General features: G+C 55.6%; 16 protein-coding genes. 14 read left to right on the top strand and 2 right to left on the bottom strand.

Going from position 1 to position 16879, the window contains the following annotated elements; translation table 11 throughout:
* Positions 1-16: 16 nt before the first annotated feature.
* From VXK30_RS15265 to nagA, 4 genes are all read left to right on the top strand, one after another.
* Complete coding sequence (locus tag VXK30_RS15265) at positions 17-970, top strand: DNA-directed RNA polymerase subunit alpha (protein ID WP_038325904.1); 954 nt, start codon at positions 17-19, stop codon at positions 968-970.
* A gap of 37 nt (positions 971-1007) precedes the next feature.
* Positions 1008-1349 (top strand): 50S ribosomal protein L17, encoded by a 342-nt coding sequence (rplQ, locus tag VXK30_RS15260; protein ID WP_219964951.1) that lies wholly within the window; start codon positions 1008-1010, stop codon positions 1347-1349.
* Positions 1350-1920: 571 nt separating this feature from the next.
* Complete coding sequence (locus tag VXK30_RS15255; protein WP_275713404.1) at positions 1921-4164, top strand: hypothetical protein; 2244 nt, start codon at positions 1921-1923, stop codon at positions 4162-4164.
* A gap of 347 nt (positions 4165-4511) precedes the next feature.
* Positions 4512-5648 (top strand): N-acetylglucosamine-6-phosphate deacetylase, encoded by a 1137-nt coding sequence (nagA, locus tag VXK30_RS15250; RefSeq protein ID WP_275713405.1) that lies wholly within the window; start codon positions 4512-4514, stop codon positions 5646-5648.
* A gap of 162 nt (positions 5649-5810) precedes the next feature.
* Here nagA and VXK30_RS15245 read toward each other — a convergent pair whose 3' ends face one another.
* Positions 5811-6989: a phosphoglycerate dehydrogenase gene (locus tag VXK30_RS15245; RefSeq protein ID WP_275713406.1), complete on the bottom strand. Its 1179-nt coding sequence runs from the start codon at positions 6987-6989 to the stop codon at positions 5811-5813.
* Positions 6990-7031: 42 nt separating this feature from the next.
* Positions 7032-8117, bottom strand: a complete 1086-nt coding sequence (serC, locus tag VXK30_RS15240; protein ID WP_275713408.1) for a 3-phosphoserine/phosphohydroxythreonine transaminase — start codon at positions 8115-8117, stop codon at positions 7032-7034.
* 248 nt (positions 8118-8365) lie between these two features.
* Between serC and VXK30_RS15235 the strand changes: the two genes are divergently transcribed.
* The 10 genes from VXK30_RS15235 (at position 8366) to VXK30_RS15190 (ending at position 16731) form a co-directional block, all read left to right on the top strand.
* Positions 8366-8713, top strand: coding sequence for a DRTGG domain-containing protein (locus VXK30_RS15235; protein WP_275713409.1), 348 nt, complete (start codon positions 8366-8368; stop codon positions 8711-8713).
* A complete protein-coding gene (locus tag VXK30_RS15230) occupies positions 8710-9144 on the top strand; it encodes an ATP-binding protein (RefSeq protein ID WP_275713411.1) in 435 nt (144 codons plus the stop codon). Before VXK30_RS15235 ends, VXK30_RS15230 begins: the two co-directional genes overlap by 4 nt.
* A 10-nt stretch (positions 9145-9154) precedes the next feature.
* A complete protein-coding gene (locus VXK30_RS15225; RefSeq protein ID WP_275713412.1) occupies positions 9155-10465 on the top strand; it encodes a [Fe-Fe] hydrogenase large subunit C-terminal domain-containing protein in 1311 nt (436 codons plus the stop codon).
* Positions 10462-10794 carry a DRTGG domain-containing protein gene (locus VXK30_RS15220; RefSeq protein WP_275713413.1) on the top strand — a complete coding sequence of 111 codons (333 nt, stop codon included), beginning with the start codon at positions 10462-10464 and terminating at the stop codon, positions 10792-10794. The genes VXK30_RS15225 and VXK30_RS15220 overlap by 4 nt, the downstream gene beginning before the upstream one ends.
* Positions 10791-11531: a PHP domain-containing protein gene (locus VXK30_RS15215; protein ID WP_275713414.1), complete on the top strand. Its 741-nt coding sequence runs from the start codon at positions 10791-10793 to the stop codon at positions 11529-11531. The genes VXK30_RS15220 and VXK30_RS15215 overlap by 4 nt, the downstream gene beginning before the upstream one ends.
* Before the next feature lie 211 nt (positions 11532-11742).
* On the top strand, positions 11743-12237 hold the full coding sequence (locus tag VXK30_RS15210) for an NADH-quinone oxidoreductase subunit NuoE family protein (RefSeq protein ID WP_275713416.1): 495 nt from the start codon (positions 11743-11745) through the stop codon (positions 12235-12237).
* Between the two features lie 2 nt (positions 12238-12239).
* Complete coding sequence (locus VXK30_RS15205) at positions 12240-12830, top strand: ATP-binding protein (protein WP_275713418.1); 591 nt, start codon at positions 12240-12242, stop codon at positions 12828-12830.
* Positions 12793-13161 carry a (2Fe-2S) ferredoxin domain-containing protein gene (locus VXK30_RS15200; protein WP_275713419.1) on the top strand — a complete coding sequence of 123 codons (369 nt, stop codon included), beginning with the start codon at positions 12793-12795 and terminating at the stop codon, positions 13159-13161. The genes VXK30_RS15205 and VXK30_RS15200 overlap by 38 nt, the downstream gene beginning before the upstream one ends.
* Positions 13162-13177: 16 nt before the next feature.
* A complete protein-coding gene (gene nuoF / locus VXK30_RS15195) occupies positions 13178-14968 on the top strand; it encodes an NADH-quinone oxidoreductase subunit NuoF (protein WP_275713421.1) in 1791 nt (596 codons plus the stop codon).
* Positions 14969-14982: 14 nt separating this feature from the next.
* On the top strand, positions 14983-16731 hold the full coding sequence (locus tag VXK30_RS15190; protein WP_275713422.1) for an NADH-dependent [FeFe] hydrogenase, group A6: 1749 nt from the start codon (positions 14983-14985) through the stop codon (positions 16729-16731).
* Positions 16732-16879 lie beyond the last annotated feature (148 nt).

Raw genomic sequence — 16879 nt, 5'->3', positions numbered from 1 at the left:
TCAAGGAGGGTCGCTAATGATCGAGATTGAGAAGCCAAAAATAGAGACAGAAGTTTTAAGTAATGACGGAACCTATGGCAAATTTGTTGTGGAACCGCTTGAGCGTGGCTTTGGCACAACCCTGGGCAACAGCCTGAGGCGTGTTCTTTTATCTTCGCTGCCGGGCGTTGCAGTCACGTCTATCAAAATAGACGGCGTTCTTCATGAGTTTTCAACCATACCCGGTGTGAAAGAGGACGTAACCGAGATCGTGCTTAACATCAAGGGATTGACCGCCAAGCTCCATTGCGATGGACCGAAGACAGTGGAAATCGCTGCGGAGGGTCCGTGCAATGTAACGGCCGACTCTATCAAGTGCGACAGCGAGGTTGAAATCCTGAACCCGGAGATGCACATCGCGACCTTGGGCGACGGAGCAAAGCTGTATATGGAATTGACCCTGGATAAGGGGCGCGGATATGTATCTGCCGAGCGCAACAAGCAAAACATGAACGCCAACGTGATCGGGGAGCTTCCGGTTGATTCCATCTATACTCCTGTTTATAAGGTGAATTATAATGTGGAGCCAACCCGTGTGGGGCAGAGCATCGACTTTGACAAGCTCACACTCGAAGTTTGGACGAACGGAACCATCGGCGCGCAGGAAGCGGTTTCTTTGGCCGCGAAAGTCCTCACCGAGCATCTGAATCTGTTTGTTGACCTGTCCGACAAGGGCAGCAGCACGGAGATCATGGTCGAAAAGGACGACAAGGGCAAGGAAAAAGTGCTGGAAATGACAATTGAGGAGCTCGACCTTTCGGTCCGTTCCTTCAACTGCCTGAAGCGTGCCGGTATCAATACGGTTGAAGACCTCATCAACAAATCCGAGGAGGATATGATGAAGGTGCGCAACCTCGGACGCAAATCCCTTGAGGAGGTTGTCTGGAAGATGGCCTCTCTCGGTTTTAATCTGCGCAAGGATGACGAATAATTGCGCAAACAACCTAAGGTAAAGGAGTGATATTTCGATGCCCGGAACCAGAAAGCTCGGAAGAGACACTGACCACAGAACCGCCATGCTAAGGGCGATGGTTACCTTTCTTTTAGAGAATGGCAAAATCGAAACCACAGTGACTCGCGCCAAGGAGGTCCGCTCCATGACCGAGAAAATGATAACGATTGCGAAGGAAAACAATCTGCACAACAAACGTCTCGTTCTGGCCTTTGTTACAAAGGAAGACGTTGCGAATAAACTGTTCAATGAGATTGCTCCGAAGTATGCCGACCGCAACGGCGGCTATACGCGCATCAGCAAGCTTGGCCCCCGCCGCGGCGACGCCGCCGAGATGGGAATTATCGAGCTGATTTAACTTCGTTGTTTATGGATCAAGGCTGCCGCTTTTGCGGCGGCCTTTTTTGGTTCGGTCTATAACTCCTTTCAGTCAAGCCAAACCTCAGCCTCCCTCTGAGAGGGAGGTGTTTCGGAGTGCTCTGAGACCAATTCAACATGGAACTGTCTGAGAGCGCCGCCGTAGGCGAGTGCCGACCGCATGGTCCGCGCTCGGCGCGTCGAAGGGAGTCCGCAAGCTACAGGGGGACTCCCCCAGTCAGGCTATGCCCGCCAGCCCCCTCAAGGAGGGCCAAATCCTCACCCTCCCAAAAAAGGGAGCTAAAAAGAAGGGGAGACGACAGCCACCGGCCCCCGCAGGGGGAGGGCAGACGGCGTCTTCTTAAATCTGGCAAGAAACTTAATAAATACTGGTGTTTTTTCAGGAAGCACATGGGGATTTTATCGGATAAAACCGGCATAAAAACTGGGAATAATTACAATATAGAATTATTCTTCTTTTCATTTTATTCTGTATCCGGACTCCTATACAATATGGAAGTCAGAAATACCAACATTGGGCAAAAAATTTACAGAATGAAAGGGAAAGAACCATGAAAAAAACCTTGCAGGTGTTCAGCATGATTCTGGCGCTTACGCTTGTGCTTTCGGTATTCGGAAATACGGCGGCTTTTGCGGCGGAAGAAGAGACACAAATTACCTTCTCAGACGATTTCAACGAATTGGAAACATTGGATCTCAATTCCATGTATTACGGGATGGAGGCGACCGTCAGCGATCCTGCGCTGACGCTTACCGGAGAATCCAGCGATCCGTCCGTAGTCGATGTCTTCCTGGAGGATGTGGAGAACGGAACCTATTATTTCGATGTCGGGGCCATGGGCAACGGCGAAGCGACGCTGACCTTTACGGCTTCCGACGGCACAACGGTCAGCAAAACGCTGAAGGTTGAAGGTACCGGAGAACTCCCCTACACGATTACCACGGATGTGGAAGGGGATTATTCCCTTGCAAAGGGAAGCAGCAACATTATTAAGCTGCATTACGAGGACAACGATACCTTTTCCTTTCCCTATCTGGCAAGTGACAACGAGGATGTCCTGCATCCGGAGCTGATGGATTACGATGAGGAGAACGGCGATTATTATTACCGTGTGGACGCCGTGGGCGACGCCGGGACAACCGCGAACCTCTACACGGGCGCGGTCGGATTTGTTCCCCAGAAGCTCTGCGCAGTGAGCGTGATTGAGAACGAGATCCTGCATATTGATACTTCCGGCCAATACATCTGCAATGTGAACGACGAATACACCTTTGTGGTTACCTGCAATCTGCCCGATATTGAGCACAGCATCACGACCAGCAGAGAAGGTGCGGTTGAGATCACTCCTCTGGGAAAGACCGGCAACCAGTACACCTACAAGGTAAAAGCGCTGGAGCCCGGGACCACCCTGATTACCGTCAGCTTCAGCGGAGAAACGGCGTCCTTCTACGTGACTGCCAATGAGGACGACGATTTCCCGGTTGTTTCCACGGAAGATGAAGAGAACGTCACGCTGGAGCAGGGACAGTCCCACACCTACGACCTCTCCGTCATGGGCGGCGGCGTGCCGGTAGTCGCCGCGGACACGGACGGAATCGTTAACGTACAGTTTGAGAAAAAGGACGGCATCCATTATTACTATAAGGTGACGGCCGTCAGCGCGACCGGCGGAGAGACCAAGCTGTCCGTTACATTCCCGGACAGCGAATACGCCAGCGATTATACATACCCCTTAGGCACCGTTACGGCCAAGCCGGGCGATAACGAGCCGAAATCGGATACTAATTCCGATTTTTCCGTGAAGGTGGGCCAGAGCTATACCTTCAGAATCAGCAACGCGGACAGCTTTTACCCGGGTTCCAACGGTGTCTTTAAGGTCGAAAAGGCAGGAAGCAAAGACAATTACACCGACTACAGGATCACCCCGATCGGCAAACCGGGCCAGTCCGCCGGTTTCTATATGGCCGCAAAAGGCCAGTCAAAGAAGGTCTGCGTCGTCACCATCGCGGCGGCCGTCGATCCGACGTCGGATACCAACTACGACTTCACCGTGAAGCAGGGCGCAAGCTACACCTTCAAGATCAGCAACGCGGTCAGCTTCTACCCGGGCTCCGACAGCGTCTTCAAGACCGAGAAAGTGAAAACCGAAGGCAGCAGCGTCTTCTATAAGATTACCCCAATCGGCAAGGCAGGCCAGTCCGCCGGCTTCTATATGGCGGGCGCGGGCCAGATGCCAAAAAAGGTTTGCGTCGTCACGGTCGGCGCGGCTCCCGAGCCGAAATCAGACACCAACAATGACTTCACCGTGAAGCAGGGTGCAAGCTATACCTTCAAAATCAGCGACGCGGTCAGCTTTAACCCGGGTTCCAACAACGTGTTCAAGACCGAGAAGGTGAAAACCGAAGGCAACAGCGTTCTCTATAAGATCACCGCGATCGGCCAGCCGGGCCAGTCCTCGGGCTTCTATATGACGGGAGCCGACGGGGCAGGGAGAAAAGTCTGTGTCGTTACGGTCGGCGCGGCGGCAACGGCTGCCCTGAAATCCGACACCAACTCCAATTTCAGCATTGCGAAGAACGCGTCCTATCAGTTCAGAATCACAGCCCCCGGCGCTTCTTCCATCAACTTCAACACGGGTACGAGCGGCGTGTTCCAGGTGACGCTTCTGCGCCACACGGGCGACGATTTCTTCTACAAGATTACCGCAATCGGCAAGTCCGGCCAGCAGTCGGGAATTTATGCTTCCCTTCTCGGCCAAACGGGCCAAAAGCTCTGTGTCGTCAGCATCTCGTAAAGCCCCGCGCAGCTTCTTTTCGGCCCTCTCCCCGAGGGGGCTGGCAGGCGAAGCCTGACTGGGGGAGTTGAACTCAAAACGGGCCGTTGCAAAACGAATTTGCGATAGCAAATGGCACAAATCAATAGCCTGAAACGTAAGAAAATACGTCTTGAAGCGGCTTTAAAAGCTCAATCAAGACGTGTTTTTTGTGCACTGTTTTTCGCTGAGGCCGTTTTGCGGCGGCTCTTTTGTTCTTATAAAACACCTTGAATAAAATATTTTTTCGGTTTATAATACAAATAAAGGATAGAATATTTTTTCTTGCCGACAGGTCCGGAAAATAAATACAGCAGAGGTGTAATACGATGATTCTGAAAAATGCGAAAATTGTGGACGACAGTTTTCATTTGTGCAATGCCGATCTTGCGTTGGAGGGGGATAAAATTTCCTCCATCGGGCCGGGCCTTTCCGGAAAAGAGGAGTATGATTTTTCCGGATGCGTGATTGTGCCGGGCTTTGTGGATATCCATATCCACGGGTGCGTGGGCGCGGACACCTGTGACGCGGACCCTGCGGGCCTTGCGAAAATGTGTAAGAAGCTGGTGCGGGAGGGCGTCACTTCCTTCTGCCCGACTACGATGACCGTTTCCCACGAGGGGATTGCCCGCGCGCTAAAAAGCGTCCGGGAATGCATGGTTCATCCGCCCGAGGGCGCGGCGATTGCCGGCGTCAATATGGAAGGGCCCTATATTTCCATCCACCGCAAGGGCGCGCAGGCGGGCGAGCATGTAAAGAATCCTGACTTTACAGAGTTCAAAAACCTTTACGATACATACGGCGGGATCATCAAGCTGGTGGATATTGCCCCCGAGTGTCCCGGCGCGGAGGAATTCATCCGCGGGGCTTCTAAGCTCTGCACCGTGTCCATCGCGCATACGACCGCGGACTACGCGGCCGCGAGGCGCGCGTTTGAGCTGGGCGTTTCGCACGTTACCCACCTTTACAACGCCATGCCGGGTCTGACCCACCGGGAGCCGGGCGTGGTCGGCGCCGTGTTCGACGACGGCCGCGTCACCGCGGAGATTATCTGCGACGGTCTGCATATTGACCCTGCGGTGCTTCGCATCACGTTCGGAATCCTCGGGAAAGACCGCGTTGTCGTCATCAGCGATTCCATGCGCGCGGCGGGACAGCCGGACGGGGTGTCCGACCTCGGCGGGCAGACGGTTTATGTGAAAGACGGCGCGGCCAGGCTGGAAGACGGTACGCTGGCGGGCTCCACCACAAACCTTCATCAGGAGCTCAAAAATCTGGTCGGTTTCGGCATCCCCTTCCTGCAGGCCGTTCAGGCGGCTACCCTGAACCCCGCGTGGGAAATCCATGAAGAAGATAAGATCGGAAGCATCAAAGCGGGCAAGTACGCCGACCTGGTTGTGCTGGACTCCGAGTTGAATATTAAAATGGTGGTCGCCCGCGGAAAAATCGCGGTGGATAACCGGTAAGAACAAAATAGACGAAGAAGGACCGCTGAGATTTCTCAGCGGTCCTTTCAGTCTGTTGATAAAGTCGCTTCTCCTTTTTTGGCTCCCTCTTCGAGGGAGCTGGCAGGCGCAGCCTGACTGAAGGAGTTTCATAAAAAATGCGTCGGAGGGAGTGGAATATCATCAGCCTTCCCGGAGAATCCTTACCCGGATGATCTCGGGGAAATTCTCGATATGCTCGGCGGTCGTCTCTTTCACGTCCCCGGTTACGTCGAGGATGGTATAAGCATAATCCTTCTTGGATTTGCTCTGCATATTTTCAATGTTGATGCCGCTTTCCGCCAGCGCGCCGGAGAGGCGGCTGATGGTGTTCGGAATGTTGCGGTGCAGGATGCAGATGCGGATGGAGCAGGAGGAACAGTCGCGCGGCATGGAGACCGCGGGCATATTTACGGAGTTTTTGATATTGCCGTTCTGCAGATATTCCATCAGCTCTCCGGCGGCCATGCGCGCGCAGTTGTCCTCCGATTCCGGAGTGGAAGCGCCCAGATGGGGGATGGCGATCACGCCGTCTGCGCCGAGCATGTCGTCGCTCGGGAAGTCGGTCGCGTAAGCCGAGACTTTGCCGGATTCCAGGGCGGAAAGGACGTCCGGAGACACCACAAGGTCCCCGCGCGCAAAGTTCAGAAGCCGTACGCCGTCCTTCATCTTCGCAATGGATTCCGCGTTGATCATGCCTTTTGTGTCCGGCGTCAGCGGGACGTGCACCGTGATATAGTCACAGGAGGTGTAAATTTCGTCAAGGGTGCGGGCGTGCCGGATGGAGCGGGAAAGGCCCCAGGCCGCGTCCACGGAAAGGTAGGGGTCGTAGCCGTAAACCTCCATGCCGAGGCCTTTGGCCGCGTTGGCAACCAGAATGCCGATTGCCCCGAGGCCGACGACGCCGAGTGTTTTTCCGCCGATTTCAGGGCCGACAAACGCGCCCTTTCCTTTTTCGACCAGCTTTCCCACTTCGTCGCCCTTGCCCTTCAGCGTTTTGGCCCACTCGATGGCGGGGAAGATCCTGCGGGAGGAGAGAAGCAGTCCGGCCAGCACAAGCTCTTTGACCGCGTTTGCGTTTGCGCCGGGCGTGTTGAACACAACAATGCCCCGCTCGCTGCACTTGTCCAGCGGGATATTGTTGACGCCCGCGCCCGCCCTCGCGATGGCGAGCAGGCTTTTCGGAAGCTCCATGTCGTGCATGGAAGCGGAGCGCACCAAAATGGCGTCCGGGTTTTCCACGGTTTCGCCGCAGCAGTAGTTTTCATCAAAGCGGCCGGTGCCGACCTCCGAAATCTTATTCAGGCATTTTATCTGATACATATCTGTTCACCTACATTTCGTATTTTGAAAGCTTGAAGCGCTTCACAGGTTGTTCTTTTCAAACTCGCCCATGAACCGGACCAGCTTTTCGACGCCCTCAACAGGCATTGCGTTGTAAATCGAGGCGCGCATTCCGCCGACGGAGCGGTGCCCCTTGATATTGACAAAGTCGTGTGCGGCGGCTTCCTTGACGAATTTTGCGTCCAGCTCGTCGCTGCCGGTGATAAACGGAATATTCATCAGGGAGCGGTCCTTCGCGACGACGGTTCCCCGAAACAGCTTTGAGCTGTCCAAAAAATCGTAAAGCATTCCCGCTTTTTTCTCATTGATCTTCTTCATTTCGTCCAGCCCGCCGACGGTGTTTTTGATCCAGTCGAGCACCAGCATGCACAGATAGATGCAGTAGCACGGCGGCGTGTTGAACATGGAGCCGTTGTCCGCGTGGGTTTTGTAGTTGAACATGGTCGGGGTAATGTCCATGGCGCGGCCGATCAGGTCCTCGCGGATGATCACCACGGTCAGGCCCGCCGGGGCCATGTTTTTCTGCGCGCCGGCGTAAAGCAGCGCGAATTTGCTCACGTCGATCGGCTCGCTCAGGATGCAGGAGGAAATGTCCGCGACCAGGGGAACGTTTCCGGTTTCCGGCAGCTGATGAAATTTTGTTCCGTAAATCGTGTTGTTCAGGCAGATATGAAAATAATCGGCGTCCTTTGTAAAGGTGTCCGGATTCAGTTCGGGGATGTAGCTGAAGGTTTTATCCTTGGAAGAAGCGACCACGTTGGCCGTACCGTAGCGGGCCGCCTCCTGATACGCTTTTGTCGCCCACTGTCCGGTCAGGACAAAGTCGGCCTTGTTGCTTTTGGTCATCAGGTTCATCGGGACCATTGCGAATTGGGAGGAAGCACCGCCCTGTAAAAAGAGAACTTTGTAATTGCCGGGAATGTTCATTACTTCACGAAGCAAACTTTCCGCGGAACAGATGATTCCCTCGTAGATTTTAGATCGATGGGACATTTCCATCACGGATTGCCCACTGCCCTCATAATCCAGCATTTCTGCAGCCGCACGGCGCAGTACAGGTTCGGGCAGCATTGAGGGACCTGCGGAAAAGTTGTAGACACGTTTCATTTTAAGCGCAACCTCCATCTAAAAATTTATGGCGTTCTGCCATATGGTAGATATAATTAATAATTATATCGCTTTAGTTAGTTGAAGTCAATGATGTGTAGAAATTAAATAAACCCGCGCTGCGCCTGGGTTTGCGGGCAGCGGATTCTTTTGTTGCCAAATGAATGATTTATGCTATAATATACCTATAAATCAGATGAAGAGACAGAAATTATTGTACATAAAATCAATTTTCGGGAGTGATTTGAATGACGGTAAACGATATGGTTTCCATTCTGGACGCGGAAATCATTACGGCGGGAGATCTGAATGCGGAAGTGAAAACAGCCTGCGGAAGCGATATGATGAGCGATGTGCTGGCGTTCGTCAAGGACCAGTCGGTGCTTTTGACCGGGCTGAACAATCCCCAAGCCATCCGCACCGCCGAGATGATGGATATGCGCTGTGTGGTTTTTGTCCGCGGAAAACAGCCGGCGCCGGACGTCGTCGAGCTTGCCCGGCAAAAGGAGATCACCCTGCTCAAAACACAGCACAGAATGTTTACTGCCTGCGGCCTGCTGTATACAAATGGTTTAAGTGGGGGCTGTAAAAGTTGAACAACACCCTTTCTTTCGATTACATTGTGCCGGGGGATGATTTCACCCGCGCGGGCGAAGCGTCGAGCGACGTGAAACATAAGCTGAAACAGATCGGGTACGACCCGGACGCCATCCGCCGCGTCGCCATCGCCATGTATGAAGGGGAAATCAACATGGTGATCCACGCGGGGGGCGGGAAGGCGCATGTGGAGATCAGCCCGGAAAAAATAGAGATGATCCTTGCCGATCACGGCCCCGGCATCAGGGACATTGACCTTGCCATGCGCGAGGGCTACTCCACCGCGCCCGACAATGTGCGCGCGCTGGGCTTCGGCGCCGGCATGGGCATGAGCAACATGAAAAAATGCAGCGATACCATGGAAATTGACACAAAGGTGGGCAAGGGGACCACCCTGCACATGACGGTGCTTGCGAAGAAGAAACAGTGAGGTGGGAATCATGAACCAGTTTTTCCATTCGGTTACGCTGGACAAGGATAAATGCATGGGATGTACCAACTGCATCAAACGCTGCCCGACGGAGGCTATCCGCGTGCGCGGCGGCAAGGCCAGGATTATTTCGGAACGCTGCATCGACTGCGGCGAGTGCATCCGGGTCTGCCCGCACCACGCGAAAAAAGCAAAATCGGACAGCCTCGACATGATTCAGAATTTCAAATATAAGATCGCCCTGCCCGCGCCGACCCTTTACGGCCAGTTCAACAATCTGGACGACATCGACATCGTTCTGACTGGGTTAAAGGACATCGGGTTCGACGAGGTGTTTGAGGTTTCGCGCAGCGCCGAGCTGGTTTCCGAGGTCACCAGAAAGCTGATGCAGGAGGGGAAGCTGGAAAAACCGGTGATCAGCTCCGCCTGCCCCGCCGTGGTCAGGCTCATCCGCGTGCGGTTTCCCGACCTCTGCTCCCACGTGCTCCAGCTCAACTCGCCCATGGAGACGGCCGCGCGCATCGCGAAACGCGAGGCGATGAAAAAGACCGGGCTGCCCCGCAGCCAGATCGGCGCTTTTTTCATCACGCCCTGTCCGGCCAAGGTCACGGCCATCCGGATGCCGATCAGCTGTAAAAAGTCCGAGGTGGACGGCGCGATCGCCATCAGCGAAATCTTCGCGAAGCTTGCCGCCGCGATGGAAAACCTGAAAACCGTGGAACCCCTCGCCCGCTCGGGGATCATCGGCGTCGGCTGGGCTTCCAGCGGGGGAGAGTCCTCCGCGCTGCTCAACGACAAATATCTGGCCGCGGACGGAATCGAAAACGTGATCCGCGTGCTGGAGGAGCTGGAGGACGAAAAGATCCGCGAGCTGAACTTTATCGAGCTGAACGCCTGCTCGGGCGGCTGCGTCGGCGGCGTGCTGTGCGTGGAAAACGCCTATGTGGCGAAGGCGAGGCTCCAGCGCCTGCGCCGGTATCTGCCCGTTTCGCAGAACCATATCGACGGGCGGATCCCGGGCGGCATGAAGTGGCAGAAAAACCTGCTGTTCACCCCCGTGCTGAAGCTTTCCGACGATATGAACGAGGCGCTCAGGATGATGGCGGAAATCGATGAAATCTGTGAGGAGCTGCCGGGCCTGGACTGCGGCTCCTGCGGCGCGCCGACCTGCCGTGCGCTGGCGGAGGACATTGTCCGCGGATTTGCGAAGAAGAACCAGTGCATTTTCATCATGAGGAAGGAAATCAAAAACGTCGCCGACGCCCTGTCGTCCATGGGAACATTCCCGCTGCTGAGCGACGAGGAGGAGAAAAAATCATGACGGTAAAAGAGCTTGCGGAAAAGCTTTCACTGAAGATTTTAGCGGGACGGGAAAGCCTTTTCCGGGAGGTAACGGGGGGGTATACCGGCGACCTGCTCAGCTGGGTCATGTCCCGGCTGCCCGAAAACGCCGCGTGGCTCACGGTCATGGGCAACATCAACGCGGTGGCGGTGGCCTCCCTGAAGGACGCCGCCTGCATCATCCTGACCGATTCCGCGCCGTTTGACGCGGAGGCGCTGGAAAAAGCGCGCCAGCTCGACCTCCCGGTGCTTTTGTCCGAACGGAACAGCTACGAGCTCGGCCTGAGAGTCGCGGAGCTTCTCGGATGATACGGGTATTTTATGATCTGCATCTCCATTCGTGCCTGTCGCCCTGCGGCAGCGAAGACATGACGCCGAACAACCTTGTCAACATGGCGCTGCTGCTCGGCTACGGTATCATCGCGCTGACGGACCACAATTCCTGCCGCAACGTGCCCGCGGCGGTCAGGGCCGGGGCGGCGCGCGGGCTGCCCGTCGTGCCGGGAATGGAGCTTTGCACACAGGAGGAGGCGCACGTGATCTGCCTGTTCCCGACGGTGGAGGCGGCGCTTGGGTTTGACCGGTATGTGGCGCAGAGGATCCCCAAAATCCGGAACAGGCCGGAAATTTTCGGCCGCCAGACCGTGATGGACGAACGGGATACGGTCGTCGGGGAGGAAGAGACCCTTCTGCTCAACGCGGTTTCCGTCAGCGTGAACCATGTGCACAGGCTGGCGCGCGGCTTCGGGGGGACGGCCTTTCCCGCCCATGTTGACAAAAGCGCGTACAGCGTCCTTTCCAGCCTCGGCTCCCTTCCGCCGGAAGCGGATTTTACCGCCGCGGAAATCAGCGCCAAAGGCGACGTGCAGGTCCTTCTTCAAAGGAACCCCGAGCTGAGAGATTTGATTCTTTTGAAAAATTCGGATGCCCATTATCTGGAAAATATGCCCGACCCGTCCGCGTCGGTGCTGCTCCCCGAAAAGTCGCCGGAATGTCTCATCGCGGCGCTGAACAAAGAAATACGAACGGAATGGAACAGAGGATAACAGCCGGAAGCACCGAAAAGTGCCCGGCTGTTTTCAATTTAATTTTGACTTAAAGTGATGATATCCGTTCATAAATTTTTGTGACTTATTTAACAAAAATCATAGATTTTATCATGGGCGTATGCTATACTAAAAAACAATGGATTGCAGGAAACTTTTGTTGCCGCCACGACATTTTTCCTGCGTTGATAAACCGCAAGGAGGAACAAGAATGCAAAAACGTATCAGCAGCTTGCCTTTCCAGGGAACCGCCGGGCAGCGGGAAAAGCTCGACGAGATCATCGAAAGGCACAAACAGCAAAGAGGCGCCATACTGCCTGTTTTGCAGGAAGCACAGGAGGTTTACGGCTACCTTCCGGCAGAGGTGCAGAGCATCGTTGCCGAGGGACTGGGCGTACCGCTGGAAGAAGTATATGGTGTTTCCACCTTTTATTCCCAGTTTTCGCTTACCCCTAAAGGAAAATACAACGTGTCAATCTGCCTGGGGACGGCCTGCTACGTCAAGGGGGCGGCGGCGGTGCTGGACAAATTGACTTCCGTTTTGGGTATCCAGCCGGAGGAGTGCACTCCGGACGGTAAATTTTCGCTGACTGCCTGCCGCTGCGTGGGTGCCTGCGGTCTGGCTCCGGTACTGACGGTGAACGGGGATGTTTACGGACGCATGACCCCGGAGGAAGTGGAACAGGTACTGGCAAAATACGAATAAAGATGCGCGAACTGTCTTTAAACGTGATGGATATTGCACAGAATTCAATTTCCGCAGGTGCGAAGCTGATTGAGATCGACGTGTGTGAAGAACCGAGGACCGACAGACTGACCATCCGGATTTCGGATGACGGTGCCGGTATGACCGCCGAACAGGCGGCTCGTGTGACGGACCCGTTTTTCACCACCCGCACTACCCGCAAAATCGGGATGGGAGTGCCGCTCTTTAAAATGGAAGCCGAAATGACGGGCGGAAGCCTCGGCGTCGCTTCCCAAAAGGGCGTGGGAACCACAATCACCGCAGTCTTTGTGCCGTCCCATGTGGATATGATTCCGCTCGGGGATATCAATTCCACGGTGCTGCTGCTGATCACCTGCAACGAAGACAGGGATTTTGTCTTTCATCACAAAATGGATTCCCGAGAATTTACCCTTGATACGCGCGAACTGCGCGCGGTGTTAGGAAATGAGGTCAGGCTGAATTCACCGGAAGTGATACAGTGGATCAAAAACTGCCTCAGTGAAGAAACCCAATTCATTAAGGAGGAATCAACAGATGAAGTCTTTAGCGGAACTTCAGGCGATCAGGGATAGAGCCCGCAGTCAGGTTATTCTCCGCGAAAACAACGACAACGCGATCCGCGTTCTGGTGGGAATGGCCACCTGCGGGATCGCCGCCGGGGCGCGCCCGGTTTTGAACGCTATGGTGGAAGAAGTTGCTAAGCGCGGTCTTGCCAACGTCACGGTCACCCAGACAGGCTGTATCGGAATCTGCCAGTTTGAGCCGGTAGTGGAAATCGTGACGCCCGGGCAGGAAAAAGTGACTTATGTAAAAATGACGCCTGAAAAGGCGGTACGCGTGGTGAACGACCACCTGGTAAACGGCAATGTGGTAACGGAGTATACCATAGGCGCCAATTCGTAAAAAGGAGGCAGCATTCATGTATCGTTCCAATGTACTGGTTTGCGGCGGTACCGGTTGTACCTCCTCAAACAGCGAGCTGATCATCTCAAAGCTCAAAGAAGAAATCGCGGTCCGGGGACTGGACAAAGAGGTCAATGTGATCCGCACCGGCTGTTTCGGCCTCTGCGCCCTCGGCCCGATTATGATTGTATATCCCGAAGGTTCTTTTTACAGCAGGGTGACTCCGGAGGATGTCCCCGAAATTGTGGAGGAACATCTTTTAAAGGGCAGAATTGTCAAACGTCTGCTTTATCAGGAGACCATCGTAGACGACAATACCATCAAGTCCCTGAACCATACGCCGTTCTATGAAAAACAGAACCGCGTCGCGCTCCGGAACTGCGGCGTCATCAATCCCGAGTGCATCGACGAGTACATAGCGGTGGACGGTTACACCGCACTGGGCAAGGTCCTTACGGAAATGACCCCGGAAGAGGTCGTCGACGTGGTGAAGGCTTCCGGCCTGCGCGGCCGCGGCGGCGCGGGCTTCCCGACCGGACTGAAATGGAGCTTTGCCGCGAAAAATCAGGCGGATCAGAAATATGTCTGCTGCAACGCCGACGAGGGTGACCCGGGCGCGTTTATGGACCGCTCCGTGCTGGAAGGCGACCCGCACAGCGTACTGGAAGCCATGGCGATCGCCGGTTACGCAATCGGCTCGTCCCAGGGCTATATTTATGTCCGCGCCGAGTACCCCATCGCGGTCAAGCGCCTGCAGATCGCCATCGATCAGGCGAGGGAATACGGCCTTTTGGGCAAGAACATTTTCAATACGGGATTCGACTTCGACATCGGGCTCCGCCTCGGCGCCGGCGCGTTTGTGTGCGGCGAGGAAACCGCTCTGATGACCTCCATCGAGGGCAAGCGCGGCGAGCCGCGCCCGCGTCCTCCGTTCCCGGCGGTCAAGGGCCTGTTCCAGAAGCCGACCATTCTCAATAACGTGGAGACTTACGCCAACATCACCCAGATCATCCTGAAGGGCGCGGACTGGTTTGCCTCCATGGGTACCGAAAAATCAAAGGGCACCAAGGTGTTCGCTCTGGGCGGAAAAATCAAGCACACCGGCCTTGTGGAAGTGCCGATGGGCACCACCCTGCGCGAGATCGTAGAGGAGATCGGCGGCGGTGTTCCGGACGGACATACCTTTAAGGCCGCTCAGACCGGCGGCCCCTCCGGCGGCTGTATCCCGGCCTCTTATCTGGACATCCCGATCGATTACGACAACCTGCTGTCCATCGGCGCCATGATGGGTTCCGGCGGACTGATCGTGATGGACGACACGACCTGCATGGTCGATATCGCGAAATTCTTTCTGGAATTCACCGTGGACGAATCCTGCGGAAAGTGCACGCCGTGCCGGATCGGCACCAGGCGCCTGCTGGAGGTGCTGGAGAAGATCACCAGCGGCAACGGTGCCATGGAGGACCTTGACCGGCTGGAAGAGCTGTGCTACTACCTGAAGGAAAACTCCCTGTGCGCGCTGGGCCAGACCGCGCCGAACCCGGTGCTTTCCACCCTGCGCTACTTCCGCGACGAGTACGTCGCCCATGTAACGGAGCACCGCTGCCCGGCCGGCGTCTGCAAGGCGCTGACCAACTATTTCATCCTTGAGGACAAATGCCGCGGCTGCACGCTGTGCGCGCGCAACTGCCCCGTCGGTGCGATCACCGGCAGCGTAAAGGTTCCTCATGTCATCGATACCAAGAAATGCATCAAGTGCGGCGCCTGCATGGAAAAATGCAAGTTCAGCGCCATCATCAAGAAATAAAGGAGTGTGCCATAATGGAAAACATGGTCAATATAAAAATAAACGGCATGCCCCTCTCAGTGCCGGCTGATTCCACGGTTTTGGAGGCGGCAAGGCTCGCCGGGATTGATATTCCGACCTTATGCTACCTGAAAGGGATCAATGAGATCGGTGCCTGCCGTATGTGCGTGGTAGAGGTAAAGGGCGCGCGCTCTTTGGTTGCTTCCTGCGTTTATCCGGTGAATGAGGGGATGGAGGTTCAGACCAATACGGCCAAGGTCCAGCGGTCCAGAAAAATGACGCTGGAAATGCTGCTTTCGGTCCACAACAGGGACTGCCTCGCCTGCAGGCGCAGCGGCACCTGCGAATTCCAGACCCTGTGCAATGAGCTGGGCGTGGAACAGACCGACCGTTTCGACGGGGCCAGACCCGACGCGACCAGGGACGAGTCGACCCTGCACCTGATCCGCGACAACTCGAAATGCATCCTCTGCCGCCGCTGCGTGGCGGCCTGCGCGGACCAGCACGTCGCCGTCATCGGCCCGAACTGCCGCGGCTTTGATACGCATATCGCCTGTTCTTTTGAAAAACCGCTCAGCGACGTTCCCTGCGTTTCCTGCGGCCAGTGCATCGTGAGCTGCCCGACCGGCGCTTTGACCGAGCGCGACCAGTGCGACGAGGTAATGGCCGCGCTGAACGATCCGGAAAAGTATGTGGTCGTACAGACCGCGCCCGCCATCCGCGCGACGCTCGGCGAGTGCTTCGGACTTCCGGTCGGCACCAACGTCAAGGGCAAAATGGTTGCCGCTCTGCGCCGCCTGGGCTTTGACAAGGTGTTTGATACGGATTTCGGCGCCGACCTCACCATCATGGAAGAGGCCAACGAGCTGCTTGAGCGCGTACAGAACGGCGGTCCGCTGCCGCTGATCACCTCCTGCTCGCCGGGCTGGATCAAATTCTGCGAATACTATTACCCGGAGCTGCTGCCCAACGTTTCTTCCTGCAAATCCCCGCAGCAGATGACCGGCGCGGTCATCAAGACGTATTACGCGCAGAAGAACAACATCGATCCGGAAAAGATCGTGGTCGTCAGCGTAATGCCCTGCGTCGCGAAGAAATTTGAAGTCCGGCGCGAAGATCAGGACGGAGCCGGCGAGGGCATCCCCGACACCGACATCGCGATTTCGACCCGCGAGCTTGCGCACCTGATCAATATGGCCCATATCAACTTCAACCGTCTGCCGGACGAGGATTTCGACCCTGCGCTGGGCGTTTCCACCGGCGCCGCGGCGATTTTCGGCGCGACCGGCGGCGTGATGGAAGCCGCCCTCAGAACGGCGGCCGACACGCTGGAGGGCAGAAGCCTGGATTCCGTGGACTATACCGAGGTGCGCGGAATGGATGGCATTAAAGAGGCTGTTTATCATGTCGGCGGCATGGACGTAAAGGTCGCCGCGGTCAGCGGACTGAACAATGCCAACAAAGTCCTGGAAAAGGTCAAAAACGGCGAAGGCGGCTATCACTTCATCGAGATCATGTGCTGCCCCGGCGGCTGCATCAACGGCGGCGGCCAGCCGATTCAGCCCGCGGCCGTCCGCAGCTTTACCGACCTGAAGGCGGAAAGGGCAAAGGCGCTTTACGAGGAAGACAGAAACCTGCCCCTGCGCAAAAGCCATGACAGCCCGCTCATCAAAATGGTCTATGAGGAATTCTTTGAGAAGCCGGGCAGCCATAAGGCCCATGAAATTCTGCACACAAGCTATGTTCCCCGTAAAAAGTACTAAATCACCAATGCCTCCGGACGAAAAGTTCGGAGGCATTTTTATGGGAATTATGGTATAATAGCCACAAAGTGGCTTAGACTGTCGATAAAATTGCGCAACTTATTTTTGGCTCCCTCCTTGAGGGAGCTGGCAGGCGAAGCCTGACTGA

This window comes from Caproiciproducens sp. CPB-2 (genome assembly GCF_036287215.1).
In the GTDB taxonomy this organism is placed as follows: Bacteria; Bacillota; Clostridia; order Oscillospirales; family Acutalibacteraceae; genus Caproiciproducens.
This window is presented reverse-complemented; position numbering and strand designations above follow the sequence as displayed.